The 16,282-nt window shown below is 72.4% G+C and carries 11 protein-coding genes and 1 pseudogene; 7 read left to right on the forward strand and 5 right to left on the reverse strand.

The window, feature by feature from the left end:
• Positions 1 to 297: 297 nt before the first annotated feature.
• Positions 298 to 1,620, reverse strand: a complete 1,323-nt coding sequence (locus FYX01_RS13845) for a DUF2786 domain-containing protein (RefSeq protein WP_150241271.1) — start codon at positions 1,618 to 1,620, stop codon at positions 298 to 300.
• A gap of 252 nt (positions 1,621 to 1,872) precedes the next feature.
• Between FYX01_RS13845 and FYX01_RS13850 the strand changes: the two genes are divergently transcribed.
• Positions 1,873 to 3,402: a cytochrome P450 family protein gene (locus FYX01_RS13850; RefSeq protein WP_150241273.1), complete on the forward strand. Its 1,530-nt coding sequence runs from the start codon at positions 1,873 to 1,875 to the stop codon at positions 3,400 to 3,402.
• Between the two features lie 99 nt (positions 3,403 to 3,501).
• On the opposite strand, the gene FYX01_RS13855 is transcribed toward FYX01_RS13850, so the two are convergent.
• Positions 3,502 to 4,590 carry a potassium channel family protein gene (locus tag FYX01_RS13855; RefSeq protein ID WP_150241275.1) on the reverse strand — a complete coding sequence of 363 codons (1,089 nt, stop codon included), beginning with the start codon at positions 4,588 to 4,590 and terminating at the stop codon, positions 3,502 to 3,504.
• Positions 4,591 to 4,853: 263 nt separating this feature from the next.
• Between FYX01_RS13855 and FYX01_RS13860 the strand changes: the two are divergent.
• A pseudogene (locus FYX01_RS13860) lies at positions 4,854 to 5,093 on the forward strand (leucine zipper domain-containing protein); the annotation flags it as partial.
• On the opposite strand, the gene FYX01_RS13865 reads toward FYX01_RS13860, so the two are convergent.
• The 3 genes from FYX01_RS13865 to FYX01_RS13875 form a co-directional block, all read right to left on the reverse strand.
• Positions 5,069 to 5,710, reverse strand: coding sequence for a LutC/YkgG family protein (locus FYX01_RS13865; RefSeq protein ID WP_150241277.1), 642 nt, complete (start codon positions 5,708 to 5,710; stop codon positions 5,069 to 5,071). The pseudogene FYX01_RS13860 and the gene FYX01_RS13865 overlap by 25 nt on opposite strands.
• Positions 5,707 to 7,134 (reverse strand): lactate utilization protein B, encoded by a 1,428-nt coding sequence (locus FYX01_RS13870; protein WP_150241280.1) that lies wholly within the window; start codon positions 7,132 to 7,134, stop codon positions 5,707 to 5,709. The genes FYX01_RS13865 and FYX01_RS13870 overlap by 4 nt, the downstream gene beginning before the upstream one ends.
• 115 nt (positions 7,135 to 7,249) lie before the next feature.
• The gene (locus FYX01_RS13875; RefSeq protein WP_150241282.1) at positions 7,250 to 8,017 is read right to left on the reverse strand and encodes a (Fe-S)-binding protein; all 768 of its coding nucleotides are present in this window, start codon (positions 8,015 to 8,017) and stop codon (positions 7,250 to 7,252) included.
• Between the two features lie 278 nt (positions 8,018 to 8,295).
• Here FYX01_RS13875 and FYX01_RS13880 point away from each other — a divergent pair, with 278 nt between their 5' ends.
• The 5 genes from FYX01_RS13880 (at position 8,296) to FYX01_RS13900 (ending at position 16,159) form a co-directional block, all read left to right on the forward strand.
• On the forward strand, positions 8,296 to 9,012 hold the full coding sequence (locus FYX01_RS13880; RefSeq protein ID WP_150241284.1) for a FadR/GntR family transcriptional regulator: 717 nt from the start codon (positions 8,296 to 8,298) through the stop codon (positions 9,010 to 9,012).
• 205 nt (positions 9,013 to 9,217) lie between these two features.
• A complete protein-coding gene (gene pgi / locus FYX01_RS13885; protein WP_150241286.1) occupies positions 9,218 to 10,921 on the forward strand; it encodes a glucose-6-phosphate isomerase in 1,704 nt (567 codons plus the stop codon).
• Between the two features lie 500 nt (positions 10,922 to 11,421).
• Entirely contained in the window at positions 11,422 to 13,095 is a 1,674-nt protein-coding gene (locus FYX01_RS13890) for an ABC-F family ATP-binding cassette domain-containing protein (RefSeq protein WP_150241288.1), read from the forward strand.
• Between the two features lie 138 nt (positions 13,096 to 13,233).
• Entirely contained in the window at positions 13,234 to 14,259 is a 1,026-nt protein-coding gene (locus FYX01_RS13895; RefSeq protein WP_150241290.1) for an ABC transporter permease, read from the forward strand.
• A gap of 88 nt (positions 14,260 to 14,347) precedes the next feature.
• Positions 14,348 to 16,159 (forward strand): ABC transporter substrate-binding protein, encoded by a 1,812-nt coding sequence (locus tag FYX01_RS13900; RefSeq protein ID WP_150241292.1) that lies wholly within the window; start codon positions 14,348 to 14,350, stop codon positions 16,157 to 16,159.
• Positions 16,160 to 16,282: the final 123 nt, after the last annotated feature.

Raw genomic sequence — 16,282 nt, forward strand, 5'->3', positions numbered from 1 at the left:
TGACACTTTGAGCAGCGCGGCTCGATCACCTCCCACAGTTCGCCATCGACATCCCACGGTTTCGGCCGAGCCACCGCGCACCTTCCAGATCATCGTCTCCGTGATGATCCGACCACGCCCAGTCCCATTCCGTTGGGGGTTCTTGTTCTGCCGTGATCGACGTCCCCATCACGTGGTCGAACTCCTCGTTTGCCCACCACCCCCCGCATGATCGGCACCCCGAGGGATCCCCGCTCCCCGGAACCGGTTCCGTCAGGAGGTGCCGCCCCGCCCTGGTTTCGCGAGGCCGGTCCCGGGTCAGCGGTCGCGGACGGGGGGACGCGCACCCAGGGACGCTGCGTCGGCCGCCGCGCGGCCCTCGTGCCAGCCGTCCGCGCTGGAGGGACCGCGCACCCGCGAGTAGGTCAGCTCCCCGAACGCCTCGGCCACGGCCGCCTCCACCACGCGCTCGCGCGCGGCGAGCACCGGCACCAGGTCCGTCCCGGTCTCGGCCGCGGCGGCCCGCTCCGCGCCGCGGGCCGACTCCACCAGGCGCTCGCCCACCCGTACCGCGAACGCGGACATGAACGAGGCCCGGAAGGCACGGCCCGCCGCCCTGCCGGACCGGTCCCGTACCGCACCGCTGGTCCGCATCGCCGTCTCGGCCTGCACCAGCAGCGAGGTGAACATCAACTCCACCGCGTCCACGTCCCCCGGGAAACCCATCACCGTGCACAGCCCCAGCTCCTGGTGCCACACGGCCCGGCAGTGGTTGGCCTCGGCGACCTCGTGCAGCAGCACCGCCTTGTGCTCGTCGTAGGGCGCGTCCACCGGAAGCCGCCGCCCCGCCGCCTCCGACTCCTGCCCGGGCTCCTCGGCCAGCAGCGCTCGGTCGATGCTGTGCCGGGCCATCAGCTCCTGCGCGCGGGCGCTCAGCGCCTCCGCCTCCCGCGGGAACTCCGTCGACTCGGCCTTGGCCAGCAGCGCGCGCACCCGGGCCAGCTTGGACTGGTCCACCGACTCCCGTGCCGCGCGCGGCACGTCCTCCCGGCCCGGCCGGAAGGTCCCCGGCAACGGACACAGGCGGCGCATCGGCGGCAGTACGCGCAGCGCGGCCAGCAGCCGCAGCGCCGTCTCCACCGCCTCGAAGCGCAACAGCCCGTGCTCGGCGCCCACGTGCGCCAGGTACCCCCCGGCCCCGTCCCAGGAGGCCGATGACCCCAGTTCGCGCACCTGCGCACTCCACCGGGAATCCACCGAGGCGGGGGAGTGTCGGGCCAGGTCGGCCGTCACCGCGTCCGCGCACACCGCCGCCGCCACGGGGCCGAGCACCCGGCCCGCCTGGCGCACGGTCTCGGCGGGCTGCCATCCGCGAGTCCACGCCGAGGCGACGGCCTCCAGCATGGCGTCGAGGACCGCCCGGCTCGCCGCGTCGGCCCACGCGGGGTCCTCGGCGTCGGCCAGCCGTGCCGCGGCCAGGTCCACGCCGTCGCCGTCCCGGCCGAGGACCAGAGCGTCGACCGCCCCGGAGACCACCTCGGCGGGGGAGTCCCCGGCCGACGGGCCGGCCCAGGCCTCGGTGGTGTCCCCGGCGGCTCGGCCGCCGGGGCGCCGCTGCCGTCCGCGACCCTTCCTGCCCACGTGGTTCTCCGTTCGGGTGGTGGTGGAGCCAACGGGCCATCCTATCGGCCGGCGCCCCGCCGCCGTGCGCCGCGTGAAACGTCACCGGTGCGGTGGCGACGCCGCAATCGGGCGCCGTGACGGGTACTTCCGCCTTGACCGCTCGTGGCACCCGGTGCCCGGTACGGAAAGGCGCGGCTTTCCTCCCGGAAGTCACACGGAAACATGCGGCGCGTACCGTCGCCTCGCATCCGCAGCCACTGAGGAGTCTTCATGCGCCAGGGAACCGGGGCCGACGACCGGGGCGGCGTCCCGCCCGGCGGGGCGGGCGCCGATCGCTGTCCCCATGGTGGAGGCGCGGCCCTGCCCCTCCACGGAAGCGCCGGCGCCGACATGCCCTGGTCTCAGCTGCGCGCGCGCCACGGCGGCCTGGTCGCGGTCGAGATCAGCCCCGGTGTGCCCGGCTGGCTCCTGCTCGGCTACAAGGAGAACCTCCGGGTACTGCGCGACCAGACCTGCTTCTCCGCCGACCCGCGCCCGTGGAGTCCGGGCGGCACCGCCCCGGCCCGCAGCGGCGCCCTCGCCCACGACGGCGAGGAGCACCAGCGACTGCGCACGGCCATCGTCGACACCCTGGCCGGGGTGGGCACGCCCCAGCTGGTCCCGGTCGTCGAACGCGCGGTCGTGCACCTGCTCGACCGGGTCGCCGCGGACGGATTCGCCGACCTCATCGGCCAGTTCGCCGCCCCGCTGCCCGCCCTCGTCCTCAACGAGCTCTTCGGCCTGCCCGACGCCTACGGCCGCCTGCTGGCCGACCTCACCCTGCGGCTGTGGAGCGGCGAACCGGACCAGGCGGAGCACGCGGCCCCGGCGATCCGCTCGTATTTCAGGGGCCTCGTCGCCCGCAGACGCGCCGACCCCGGGGAGGACGTCGCCAGCCGGCTGCTCGCCCACCCGAACGGGCTCACCGACGACGAGGCGGTGGAGGCGCTGTCACTGCTGTGGGAGACCGGACACGAACCCACCACCCACCTCATCGGTAACGCCCTGCTCAGGCTCCTGGAGGATCCGAACGTGTGGACCGCCTACCTGGGCGGCACCCTCACCCCGGAGGACTTCGTCGACTACGTCATGTGGACCGAGCCCCCGATCCGGATCCTCGCCGGGCGCTACTCCACCACGGACATCCACTTCGCCGGGGCCCGCGTCCGCCAGGGCGATCCGCTGCTGTTGAGCTTCGCCGCCGCGCACACCGATCCTTCCGTGTCCCACGGCGGAGGCGACGCGATGGCCCTGGCGGGCAACCGCTCCCACCTGTCGTGGGGCGCGGGCGCCCACCGCTGCCCCGCCACCGGTTTCGCCCGGGAGCTGGTACGCACCGCCATCGACACCGCCGTGGACCGGCTGCGCGGCATGGTCCTGGCCGTCGGAACCGATGACCTGCGCTGGCGCGCGTCACTGGCCGTGCACGGGCTGGTGGAGCTGCCGGTGTGGTTCACCGCCACCGGGGAACGCGACGAGCCGACCGAGGCGCGGAAGGAGCGTGTCGAGGCGCCGGCGCGCCGATGGATCCGCAGGAAGCGCAAACCCGCACCGCGCGGGGCCCGCTACCAGGCACCCCTGGCCCGGGGCGGTACGGAGGAGGAGCGGGCCGTCGCCGAGCCCGTGCCCGTACCGGCGGCCCGGCCCCGCCGCCGCGCGCCGCAGGGCGCCGGAGCCCGGTACCAGGCCCCGTTCGCGAGGGAGGAGGCCGAACCGGATCCCCTGGAGGAGCTGTTGGCCACCTGGCACCCACGGGAGTGAGGACGGGGCGTGTCCGGTGGGCGCCGGGGCGTCGCGTGACAGGGCGGGTGTCCGCCGGACACGCCCTCAGGGACGGGTGGCGCGGCGAGGCGGTACGGGTCAACGGGTCTCCCACTCCTGGGGCGGCGCATCGGTGCACGCCCACTCGTGCAGGCCCTCCAGGAAGACCTGGCAGAGGTGGACCGTCCCGACCGCCCTGTCATGCTCGCCCGCGTGCTCCCTCCCGAGGCCGTGGTCAGCCCCGAGGAGGCTGTCGAGGCGGGCCGTGAGCATACGGTCGACCGTGTCCACCGCCCGCCGGTCGTACTCGGTCGGCTGCGGACGGGCGAGCCGGCGGACGACGTCCTTTCCGAGGTAGGTCCTGGCGATCGTCCTCTGCAGGCGGACCAGTGCCCGGCACAGCGACTCGGCCGACGCGCGCAGCGCGGGCTCACGTCCGCTCGCCACGAGGGCGGCCACCGCCGCCTCGGCGACGTGGCGCAGCGCGGGTTCGGGGTCGTACTCTTCGCGGCGCGACCGGTAGGTCAACGCCACCAGCGGGTACCGGTGCACCGTCTCCTCGACCTCGCGCAGGCTCTCCGCCCAGCTCCGGCAGCGCGTACGGGCCTCGTCGAGGCCGTCCTGGGCCAGGGACTCGGCGAACACGGTGACGCCGCCCCGGCCGCGCGCGTCGTCGTGGACCGACAGTGTGAACCGGTTGCGCTTGCTCACACCGCTGGTGACCTGGATGGCGTAGGTGGCCATGCCCGTGAACAGGGCGAAGCCGACCGCCGCGCCGAACAGCGAGACCAGCTGCCCCCCGGTCGACTGAGGGGTGATGTCGCCGTAGCCCAGGACCGGCACGGTGCCGCCCGCGAAGTAGAGGGCCTCCGGGAAGCCGACGGGCTTGAGGCCGGGCTGGGCGCTGAAGTCCTCCTCCAGCATCGGCCACACGGTCAGCGCCAGGCCGAGGGTGAGCAGCGCGATCCAGGTGACGAAGGTCGCCACCAGGACCACCGGCCCCACCAGGCTGAGCATCCGCCTCGCGGCACGGGGCAGCCGGGCGCTCGCGAACGCCGCCGTGCGCCACACCACCTTGCGGATCCGTCCGGCCAGCAGTCCCTCCGAGTCCGAGTGGAGCACGGTGGCGACGGCGTCGCAGGTGACCAGTACGGAGAACAGCAGTCCGAGAATAGACACGAAGACCATGCGGAGCGCCTACCCAGCCGTCCGAACCCGATACTCCGCGTGTCCGGTGCCTCCCGTGTCCTCCGGACGCGGGAACCGCCCGGACCGCGGAGGGAGGCCCCAGCCCGACCGGTGCCGCGCGGGCATGGCCGGGCGGAGCCCTCAGGGAGCTAGGGGTACTGACCATGGAGGTTGGTAACACCCGCCCCGCCTGACGCAAGTGAAGAGGGCCTTCGGTATCGGTGTGGATTGCGAGATCTGCACCGACCACCGGAAGGCCCTCGATGCCCCGCACTACCCACGCCAACGCCCGCCTGGCCCCCGCAGGACGCCTCGCGTTGGCCCGCTGCGCGGTCGACGACGGCTGGCCGCTGCGGCGTGCCGTCGAACGCTTCCAGACCAGACCCACCACCAAACGCTGGGCCGACCGCTACCGCACCCTGGGCCCAGCAGGGATGATCGACGCCTCCAGCCGCCCGGCCCGCTCCCACCAGCGCGTTCAGTCGCCGGAGCCCACCAGCAGAACCTCCAGGGTGCGCGGGCCGTGCACACCCTCCACCCGGTCCAGTTCGATGTCGCTGGTCGCCGAGGGGCCGCTGATCCAGGTCAGCGGGAGCGACGGGTCCAACAGTCGCACCGCTTGCGGCACCCCGTCCACCACCTGGTCGGCGCGCACCACGCACAGGTGGTAGTCGGGGACCAGGGTGATCACCCGGCGCCCCTGGTCGGGGCCGCCGTCCAGGACGATCGTGCCGGTCTCGGCCACGGCCACCGAGCACCCGGTGACCACGCCGTCCACCCCGTCGAGGCCGCTGACCGGTACCGGCTCCTCGCGCGAGTCGCGCAGCAGCTCGACGGAGGACTCGGCGAACCACTCCTGCGGGACCCCCGCGGGGACCGCCACCCGGGCCGCGCCCCGGCGCTCCAGCGCCGCGGCCACCTCGGCGGCCACACGGTCGGGGGCCACCCGGCGCACCAGCGCACGGTAGTCGTGCAGCCGGTCCTCCAGTACCTCCAACGTGGGACCCACCCCGTGGCTGTCGGCGAAGCCGTCCCCGGGCGCCCGCGTGCGCGGCTCGTCGGCGGGCACGTCTGCCAGCGCCCTCCGCACCCTGGCCAGGATCTGCTCGCGGCTGCTCATCCGCGCTCCTTCCCACGCTTGTCCCACCACTGCCGGAAGGACTCGGCGGGCACGTCGGGCACGTCCCGGGTGTCGGTCCAGGCCCCCACCATCCCGGGCAGGTGGCGCGGGACCGCGTTCCGTCCCAGCTCCGCCGCGCGCTGCACCGCGCCCAGGGCGCGCGGGGAGGACAGTACCGCCTCGGCCCCCGCCATCAGCGCCTTCTCCCCCAGGTGCCCGGAGGAGTCCGCGACCTCCTCGCGCAGGTGCACCAGCACCTCGGGGATGTCGATGGCCACCGGACACACCTCGTAGCAGGCCCCGCACAGCGACGACGCGTACGGCAGCGCCTCGTCCACCTCCGAGGACATCCCGCGCAGCTGCGGGGTGAGGATCGCGCCGATCGGGCCCGGGTAGACCGACCCGTAGGCGTGCCCGCCGGTGCGCTCGTAGACGGGACAGGTGTTCAGGCACGCCGAGCAGCGGATGCAGCGCAGTGCCTGACGGCCCACGGTGTCGGCCAGTACGTCGGTGCGGCCGTTGTCCAACAGCACCAGGTGGAACTCCTGGGGGCCGTCGCCCGGCGTCACCCCGGTCCAGGTGGAGGTGTAGGGGTTCATCCGCTCACCGGTGGAGGAGCGCGGCAGCAGCTGCATGAACACCTCCAGGTCGGACCAGGTCGGCACGATCTTCTCGATGCCGACCACGGAGATCAGGGTCTCGGGCAGGGTCAGGCACATGCGCCCGTTGCCCTCCGACTCCAGCACCACCAGCGTGCCGGAGTCGGCCACCGCGAAGTTGGCGCCCGAGATCGCCGTGCGGGTGCGCAGGAAGCGCTCGCGCAGGTGCACGCGGGCCGCCTCGGCCAGTGCCTTGGGATCGTCGGTCAGTTCCGGGGGCGCGGGCACACCCCACTCGGCCATCTGCTCCAGGAAGATCTCCCGGATCTGGGAGCGACCCAGGTGGATGGCGGGGACCAGGATGTGCGAGGGCAGGTCCTCGCCCAACTGCACGATCAGCTCGGCCAGGTCGGTCTCGTAGGCGGTGATCCCGGCCTCGGCGAGGGCCTCGTTGAGCTCGATCTCCTGGGTGGCCATCGACTTGACCTTGACCACGTCGGTCTCGCCGGTGGCCTTCACCAGGCGGGTGACGATCTCGTTGGCCTCGGCGGCGTCGGCCGCCCAGTGCACCTGTCCGCCCGCCCGCTGGACGGACTCCTCCAGCTGCTCCAGGTAGTGGTCCAGGTGGCGCAGGGTGTGCTCCTTGACGGCCGCGCCCTCGGACCGCAGGTGCTGCCAGTCGTCGTGCAGCTCACCGACGACGGAGGCGCGTTTGTCACGGATGGTGTGGGTGGCCTTGCGCAGGTTGTGCCGCAGCTGGGAGTCGTTGACGGCCTTCTCCGCGGCCTCGGGAAAGGGCGGTATGCCCAGGAACGTGGCGCTCATAGGACGGCGCCCTCCTTCTCAGCAGTGTTTCTTGGGGCCTCCGCTCCGCTTCGGCCCGTGTTCGGGCGCCCGGAGAACGGGAACCTTCGGTACCTCCGGCGTGTTCGCTCGTTCCTCACGAACCCGCCTCCGACCCCTCCAGGACCCCGTGGGCGCCCTCCCTCTCGGTACTGGCCAGGATCTCGGCCAGGTGCACCACCCGCATGCCCGAACGCTGCCGGGACAGGGTGCCGCCGATGTGCATCAGACATGAGTTGTCGACCGCGCACAGCACCTCGGCGCCGGTCTCCACGGCGTGGCGGGCCTTGTCCGCGCCCATGGCCGAGGACACGTCGCCGTTCTTGACCGCGAACGTGCCGCCGAACCCGCAGCACTCGGTGTCTCCGGGCAGGTCCACCAGTTCGAGGCCGCGCACGGCGCGCAGCAGCTGGTAGGGGCGGTCGCCCAGGCCGAGCATGCGCAGCCCGTGGCAGGTGGGGTGGTAGGTGACCTTGTGCGGATAGTAGGCGCCCACGTCGGTCACGCCGAGCGCGTCCACCAGGAACTCGGTGAGGTCGTACACGCGCGGAGCGAGCTCGGCCACCTTGCGGGACAGGCGGCTGCCGCTGCCGCCCAGGCGCGGGTAGTTGTCGCGGACCATGGCCGCGCAGGAGGCGGAGGGGACCACGACGGCGTCGGCGCCCTCGAAGGTCCTGATGAAGCGCACCGCCAGGCGGCTGGCCGGCCGGCGGTAGCCGGTGTTGTAGTGCATCTGGCCGCAGCAGGTCTGGCCCTCGGGGAAGACCACCTCGTGGCCCAGCCGCTCCAGGAGACGCACCACGGCACGTCCGGTGTCGGGGAAGAGTGTGTCGTTGACACAGGTGATGAACAGTGCGACCCGCATGTGCCTCCTTCGTGCCCCGCCGGGTGGCGCCCGGGGGCCGGTCCGCCGCCGGGCGGCCGCTCCTTCGCGTGCCGCCTCGGTGGAATCGCTCGCCACGAGCGTGTAGTGGTCCGACCACTTTTGCATGTCAGGGGACTTGTGGGCAAGAAGAAGGAGAAAAAGGGAGGTTTTGAGAGGCCTGGTTGAAGATTGGTATGATCTCTTTCGAGTGAGGGGTGGCCCGGTCAGAACCGCGGGACGCCCCGCCCCCGCGACCGACACACGAGTTGGAGAGCCACGTGAGCGATCCCGACGGCGAGCGCACTCCCGTCCCCCAGCGTGCCGTCGACCGGATCAAGGCGATGATCGCCGGCGGGCAGGTCGGCCCGGGGGAGCGCCTGCCCACCGAGCGCGACCTGTCCGCCCAGCTCGGGGTCTCCCGCAGTTCCATGCGCGAGGCCATCCGCGCCCTGACCACGCTCGGCGTCCTGGAGTCCCGCCACGGCGCGGGCGTCTACGTCACCGCGCTGCGCCCGGCCGATCTGCTGGAGACCTTCTCCGTGCTGGCCGAGGTCTCCCAGGGGCGGACCCTGCTGGAGGTCCTCCAGGTGCGCCGCATGCTCGAACCCGCCGCCACCGCCCTGGCCGCCGCGCATGCCAGCGACGAGGACCTCGACCGCATCGGGGCGCTGTTGAACCGGATGGAGGGCGGGCCCGACACCGTCTGCACCGACACCGCCACCGCCGACCTCGGATTCCACCAGACCATCGTGGCCAGCACCGGAAACGCCACCCTGGCCGCGATCCACGACGGCCTGTCCTCGCACACCTTCAACGCCCGCGTGTGGGCGGGGCACCGGGAGGCCGGGCTCACCGCCAAGCTCCGCGAGGACCACCAGCGCATCCACGAGGCCCTCGTGGCGCGCGACCCGGACGCCGCCCGGGCCGCCGCGACCGTGCACGTCCTGCGGGTGGAGCGCTGGCTCAGCGCCGACCTGGCCGTCACCGGGAACTGACCGTCACCGTTCGTGCCCGTCCCCGGTCCCTGCGCGGCCCGGTCGGGAAGTCGGCGGTCCGGCCTGTGGAGAACCGCGTGGCGGACGGCTTTCGTGGCACTCTGTGTGTGAGCGGGACCGTGCGGGAAGCGGTGTGCGTACCGGGCGCACACGCCGCCCGCACCGGGCCGCACACGGACCACCACGAACGACGAGGAGTCGCCGGATGTCTGCCAGTACACCACTCCCTCGCACTGAGGACACCGGAGAAGGGGCCCACGCGGCCGTCCCCCTGGACCAGCGGGACGAGTGGACCGCACTGCGCGAACACCGCGAGCGGTGGGGCTCCGCCCACCTGCGCGAGCTGTTCGCCGACGACCCCGGCCGGGCCGGGCGGTACACGCTCGACGCCGGTGACCTCCACGTCGACTACTCCAGGAACCTCGTCACCGACGAGACCCTGCGCCTGCTCGGCGACCTGGCCTCGGCCACCCGCGTCGCGGAGCTGCGCGACGCCATGCTCGGCGGCGAGCACGTCAACCTCACCGAGGACCGGGCCGTGCTGCACACCGCCCTGCGCGCGCCGCGGGGCGAGGTCGTGCGCACCGACGGACACGACGTCGTTCCCGAGGTGCAGCGGGTCCTGGAGCGGATGGCCGACTTCGCCGACCGGGTGCGTGCCCGCGAGTGGCTCGGCCACACCGGCCGGCCGGTGCACAGGATCGTCAACATCGGCATCGGCGGCTCCGACCTGGGGCCCGCCATGGCCTACGAGGCGCTGCGGCCCTACACCGACCGCGGGCTGGAGTTCCGGTTCGTCTCCAACGTGGACGGCACGGACCTGCACGAGGCGCTCGTGGACGCCGACCCGGCCACGACGCTGTTCGTGGTCGCCTCCAAGACCTTCACCACCATCGAGACCATCACCAACGCGACCGCCGCCCGCTCCTGGCTGCTGGACGGCCTGGGCGTGAAGGACGGCGACGACGGCGCCATCGCCAAGCACTTCGTCGCGGTGTCCACCAACGGCGAGGAGGTCGCCGGGTTCGGGATCGACACCCGGAACATGTTCGGGTTCTGGGACTGGGTGGGCGGACGCTACTCCTACGACTCGGCCATCGGGCTGTCCCTGATGGTGGCGGTGGGCCCCGAGAGGTTCCGCGAGATGCTCGCCGGCTTCCACCTGATGGACACCCACTTCGCGACGGCCCCCGTCGAGCGCAACCTGCCGTTCCTGCTGGGCCTGCTCGGCGTCTGGTACGGCAACTTCATGGGCGCCGAGAGCCACGCGGTACTGCCCTACAGCCAGAACATGGAGAAGTTCCCCGCCTATCTCCAGCAGCTCGACATGGAGTCCAACGGCAAGTCGGTACAGCGCGACGGTCGGCCCGTCAGCTGGCAGACCGGACCGGTGGTGTGGGGAACCCCGGGGACCAACGGCCAGCACGCCTACTTCCAGCTGCTGCACCAGGGCACCCGGTTCGTGCCCGCCGACCTCATCGGCTTCGCCAACCCGGCCCCCGACCTGCCCGAGAGGCTGGTGCCCCAGCACGACCTGCTCATGGCCAACCTGTTCGCCCAGGGGCAGGCACTGGCCTTCGGCAAGAGCGCGGAGGAGGTCGCCGCGGAGGGTGTGGAGGCGGACCTGGTTCCGCACCGCACCTTCGAGGGCAACCGCCCCACGACCACCATCCTCGCCGACCGGCTCAGCCCGTCGGTGCTCGGTCAGCTGGTCGCCCTCTACGAGCACAAGGTGTTCGTGCAGGGCGCGGTGTGGAACATCAACTCCTTCGACCAGTGGGGTGTGCAGCTGGGCAAGGTCCTGGCCAAGCGGGTCGAGCCCGCCCTCACCGAGGGCGCCGACGTGCCCGGTCTGGACGCCTCCACCGTGTCGTTGGTGCGGCGGTACCGGTCCATGCGCGGTCGCTGACCGGCGCGGAGTACGGTTCCCCACCGCGCGGGTGAGCCGGTGGGGCCGCCGGCTCGCCCGCGGGCGGCCTCCAGGGGCGTGCCGGATCCGGGCGACCACCGGTCGCGGCGGTGCCGTCGAAGCCTGGGGTGGGACCGGATGTGGCCAGTGCCAGCGAGCGCACCCGCCCGGGGCCCGTCCCGGGGGCGCGGCGCTCGCGGCACCGCCCCGCCGCCCCCGGCAGGTCAGGACGCGCGGGAAAACTTCTTGCTCGCCCCGGACGGGTCCGGCTAGCCTGGTTCCCAACATGCGTCACTGACATCGAGACCGACGATCCGCCGAGCGCGCGGGGCTCGCCCACCACCGGGCTGGAGCCGTATCCCCGCTCGGCGTGTACCCGAGTTCCAAAGATCCGTGGTGCGGTCTCGATGTCGACGACTCCCGTCGTCCACCGGACAGACCGCGACCACGCGCGTCCGGGCGCATCGAGGCCCACCCCAGACGAAGGGTGGTCCCACACCATGACTCTCCCCGGCACGACCCCGACGTCCCCGAGCGGCTCCCCGCTGCTGCGCGCCCGCGATCTGGCCAAGGCCTACGGGGCGCACGTGGTGTTCGACGGGATCAGCGTGGACGCCGCCCCCGGTCAGCGGCTCGGCCTGGTGGGGGAGAACGGCACCGGCAAGTCCACCCTCCTGCGGCTGCTCGCCGGACGGGAGGAGCCCGACGCCGGGCACGTAGAACGCCCCGACGACACCGGTTTCCTGTACCAGGAGCTGCCCCACCCCCCGGAGACGACCCTGGCCGAGGTGGTCGACGAGGCCCTCGAACCGGCACGTGAGGTGGAGCGGCGTCTGAACGCCGGCGCGGCTGCGCTGGACGGCTCGCCCGAGGACGGGCGGGTCCTGCGGGAGTACTCCGAGGCGCTGACCGAGGCCGAACGGCTGGAGGTGTGGGACGCCGGGCGCCGGGCCGAACTGGTGGTGGCGGGCCTGGGCCTGGACGGGATCGCCCCGGACCGGCCGGTGGGGCGGATGTCGGGCGGCCAGCGCGGGCGGCTGGGCCTGGCGGCCCTGCTGATCCGGCGACCGCGCGCCCTGCTGCTGGACGAGCCCACCAACCACCTGGACGACCAGGCACTGGAGTTCCTGGAGGGATACCTGCGGGGCCTGCCGGACCTGGTGGTGCTGGCCAGCCACGACCGGGTGTTCCTGGACGCGGTGTGCACCGGACTGGTCGACCTGGACCCGGCCGTGGACGGGCCCGTGTACTACGGCGGCGCCTACTCCTTCCACCTGCGGGAGAAGCAGGTGGAGCGGGAGCACTGGGAACAGCGCTACCAACGCGAGCAGGCCGCCCTCAGGGGCCTGCGTGAGTCGGTGCACGGCACCGCCCGACGGGTTTCGCACGACGCTCCGCGCAAGGACAACGAGAAGATGGGTCACGACTACCGCGGCGGACGCGTCGAAAAGCAGGTCTCGCGCCGGGTGCGCGACGCCCGGGGCCGGCTGGAGGAACTGGAGCGCGACCAGGTGCGCAGGCCGCCCCGGCCGCTGGAGTTCACCGTCCCGCTCACCCGCGCCCCGGGTCCGGCCGACGGCAACGCCATCACACTGCGGGACCTGGTGGTTCCGGGCCGGTTGCGCCTGGAGCACCTGGACGTGCCCTCGGACGGGCGCCTGCTGGTCACCGGGCCCAACGGGGCGGGCAAGTCCACGCTGCTGTACGCCCTGGGACGCCGACTGCGACCGGAGTCGGGCCAGGTGCTGTGGCGGCGCGGGGTGTCGGTCGCCCTGCTGGAGCAGCACGTGGTCTTCACCGACCCCGAGCGAACTCCGCGCGCGCTCTACGAGGCGCTCAACGGCGCACGGGCGGACGTGCCGCGCCTGACTGATCTGGGTCTGGTGGCACCGCGCGACCTGGACCGGCCCGTGGGCGCGCTGAGCGTGGGACAGCGGCGTCGACTGGCCCTCGCGATGCTGGTGGGGCACTCTCCGGACGTGTTGCTGTTGGACGAGCCGACCAACCACCTGTCCCTGGCACTGGCCGAGGAACTGGAGGAGGCGCTGGGTACCGCACCGGGCGCGGTGGTGGTGGCCTCGCACGACCGGTGGCTGCGCCGTAACTGGACCTGGTCGGAGCTGCGGTTGGCCGACGGCGCGGTCGTCGAGCACGGGGAGCCCGCGACGTCGTAGGAACCCCGCCCCGGGCCCTCCGGCGCGGTCCGGCGCGGCCCGGGGTGACCGGCGCGGACGCTGGAAACCCCGGTGCGACTTGTGCAGACTCCTCGTAGCAGGCCTACTACGCGAGGTGAGGTCGGGAGTGGGGCGTACATGACCGCGCCGATGGACGCGCCCGAGTCGTCCCAGCACGCCGAGCCCGATGCGGCGGCCGCCAGGGGAGCGGGCGCGGCGAACCGGTCCCTGCGCCAGATCGCTTGGCAGCGGTTCCGCGGGGACCGGGTCGGGATGGCAGGGGGAATCGTCGTCGTCCTGCTCGTCCTGGTCGCGCTCCTCGCCCCGCTGCTCACCTCCTGGTTCGGTTACCCGCCCAACCAGTTCCACCAGGACCTGATCGATCCGCTCACCGGCGGTGTCCTGCGCGACCCCGCCGCCCCCTCCCGGGAACTCGACCCCTGGGGCGGCATCAGTGCCCAGCACCTGCTCGGCGTGGAACCCGTCAACGGCCGCGACCTGTTCAGCCGCATCGTCTACGGCGCCCGTACCTCGCTCCTGGTCGCCACGGTCGCCACCCTGGTGTGCGTCGTCATCGGTACCGTCCTCGGGGTCGTCGCCGGGTACTTCGGCGGATGGACCGACGTGGCCATCAGCCGGGCCATGGACATCTTCCTGGCCTTCCCGCTGCTGCTGTTCGCCATCGCCCTGGTGGGGGTCGTCCCCGACGGGGCCTTCGGCCTGACCGGGAACAACCTGCGCATCGGTGTACTGGTCTTCATCATCGGGTTCTTCAACTGGCCCTACATCGGCCGCATCGTGCGCGGGCAGACCCTCACGCTCAAGGAACGCGAGTTCGTGGAGGCCGCCCGCAGCCTCGGCGCGGGCAGCGCCCACATCGTCTTCCGCGAGATCCTGCCCAACCTCCTCACACCGATCCTGGTCTACTCCACCCTGCTCATCCCCACGAACATCCTGTTCGAGGCGGCCCTGAGCTTCCTGGGCGTGGGCATCAACCCGCCCATGGCCACCTGGGGCGGCATGCTGGACAACGCCCTGCGCTTCTACACCACCTCCCCGCACTTCGTGATCATCCCCGGACTGGCCATCTTCGTGACCGTCCTGGCCTTCAACCTCTTCGGTGACGGGCTGCGCGACGCCTTCGACCCCCGCTCCTCCGACTGACGGGTCCGGGCGGGCGTGCCCGGGTCCTCCCCGTGTCCCGGGGCCGTGCGCCGCACGGCCCCAGCAGCGAATCCGACCAGGAGGCAGAGTGACCACCCATCACCTCACACACGCGGACCCCTCCCGGCGCCGCCGCGGGCGCGGCCGGGTGAGCGCGCCCCTGGCGCTGGGGGCGGCCGCGGCCCTGCTGCTGGCCGCCTGCGGTGGTGCGGGCGGCGGCGGGGGAGGAGGGGAGACCGACGCGGAGTTCAACGAGGGCGAGAGTTCGATCGTCAACCCCTCCGACCAGACCGGCGGCACCCTGCGCTACGCGGTCTCCTCCGACTTCGACTCGCCCGACCCCGGAAACACCTACTACGCGTTCAGCTGGAACTTCAGCCGCTACTACGCGCGCACCCTGCTCACCTACACCGGGGCGCCGGGGGAGGAGGGCACCGAGCTCCAACCCGACCTGGCCGAGGCCATGCCCGAGGCCGACGAGGACTTCACCGAGTGGACGGTGCGCATCAAGCCGGGCCTCACCTACGAGGACGGGTCGGAGATCACCGCGCAGGACGTCAAGTACGCCATCGCGCGCAGCAACTTCGGCGCCCAGGCGCTGCCCAACGGCCCCAAGTACTTCCAGGACCTGCTGGCCGACAGCGAGGACTACGAGGGCCCCTACGCGAGCGAGGGCGAGCCGCTGGCCGGATTCGACGGGATCGAGACACCGGACGACCACACCCTGGTCTTCCACCTCGACAGGAGCTTCGCCGAGTTCCCCTACGTGCTCATCCAGCCGCAGACCGCGCCGGTCCCGCCCGAGGCCGACCGCGGCGAGCGGTACCAGAGCCGTGTCGTCTCCTCGGGGCCCTACAAGTTCGACGGCGAGTACCGGCCCGGCGTGTCCCTGGACCTGGTGCGCAACGACCAGTGGGACGCCTCCACCGACCCCACCCGCGCCGCGCTGCCGGACCGGATCGAGGTGGAGCTGGGAGTCGACCAGAACGAGATCGACCAGCGCCTGGTCAACGGGGAGCTGGACGTCGACCTGGCCGGGACCGGGGTGGGACCGGCGATGAAGGGCACCCTGATCACCGACGAGAACGAGCGGGACAGCGTCGACAACCCGCAGAGCAGCACCCTGCGCTACGTCAACATCAACACCGTCCTGGAGCCGCTGGACGACCCGGCCTGCCGTCAGGCGATCATGTACGCGGCCGACCGCGACGCGCTGCAACGGGCGTGGGGAGGCGACATCGGCGGCGACATCGCCACCCAGATCATGCCCGGTGCGCTGCCGGGCGCTGATCCGAGCATCAACCCCTACCCCTCGGAGGACAACGCGGGTGATCTGGACATGGCCCGGCAGAAGCTGGAGGAGTGCGGTGAGCCCGACGGGTTCTCCACCTCCGTCGGGGCCCGCTCCGACCGTCCCGCCGACGTGAGCACGGCCGAGGCCCTGCAGCAGGCACTGGCGCGGGTGGGGATCGAGGTGCGGATCAGGCAGTACCCGTCGGACACCTACACCAACACCCAGGCCGGTTCGCCGTCCTTCGTGCACGAGAACGACCTGGGTCTGACCGTGTACGGGTGGGCGCCGGACTGGCCCAGCGGCTACGGGTTCATGAGCAAGATCCTGGACGGCGACGCCATCCAGGACGCGGGCAACGCCAACGTCTCCGAACTGGACGACGACCAGATCAACGCGTGGTTCGACGAGGTCGTCACGGTGGAGGACCCCGACGAGCGCGCCTCGATCTACACGCAGATCGACCAGCGGGCCATGGAGCAGGCGGCGATCCTTCCGGCGGTGTTCGAGCGGACGGTGCTGTACCGGCCCCCGAACCTGACCAACGCGTACTACCACGTGGGCTACTCGATGTACGACTACATGGCGTTGGGGACCACTCGGAACTAGATGTACTGACCACAGAGGTTGGTAACACCCACCCGGCTGACACACACAAAGAGGGCCTCCGGTATCGGTGTGGATTGCGACGTCTACACCAACCACCAGGAGGCCCTCGATGCCCCACACTAC

Source organism: Nocardiopsis quinghaiensis (assembly GCF_008638365.1).
GTDB classification, from domain to species: Bacteria; Actinomycetota; Actinomycetes; order Streptosporangiales; family Streptosporangiaceae; genus Nocardiopsis; species Nocardiopsis quinghaiensis.

Coding starts and splice junctions, on each gene's coding strand:
- FYX01_RS13850 (WP_150241273.1), top strand. CDS start 1,873: ATGCGCCAGGGAACCGGGGCCGACGACCGGGGCGGCGTCCCGCCCGGC.
- FYX01_RS13855 (WP_150241275.1), bottom strand. CDS start 4,590: ATGGTCTTCGTGTCTATTCTCGGACTGCTGTTCTCCGTACTGGTCACC.
- FYX01_RS13865 (WP_150241277.1), bottom strand. CDS start 5,710: ATGAGCAGCCGCGAGCAGATCCTGGCCAGGGTGCGGAGGGCGCTGGCA.
- FYX01_RS13870 (WP_150241280.1), bottom strand. CDS start 7,134: ATGAGCGCCACGTTCCTGGGCATACCGCCCTTTCCCGAGGCCGCGGAG.
- FYX01_RS13875 (WP_150241282.1), bottom strand. CDS start 8,017: ATGCGGGTCGCACTGTTCATCACCTGTGTCAACGACACACTCTTCCCC.
- pgi (WP_150241286.1), top strand. CDS start 9,218: ATGTCTGCCAGTACACCACTCCCTCGCACTGAGGACACCGGAGAAGGG.
- FYX01_RS13890 (WP_150241288.1), top strand. CDS start 11,422: ATGACTCTCCCCGGCACGACCCCGACGTCCCCGAGCGGCTCCCCGCTG.
- FYX01_RS13895 (WP_150241290.1), top strand. CDS start 13,234: ATGACCGCGCCGATGGACGCGCCCGAGTCGTCCCAGCACGCCGAGCCC.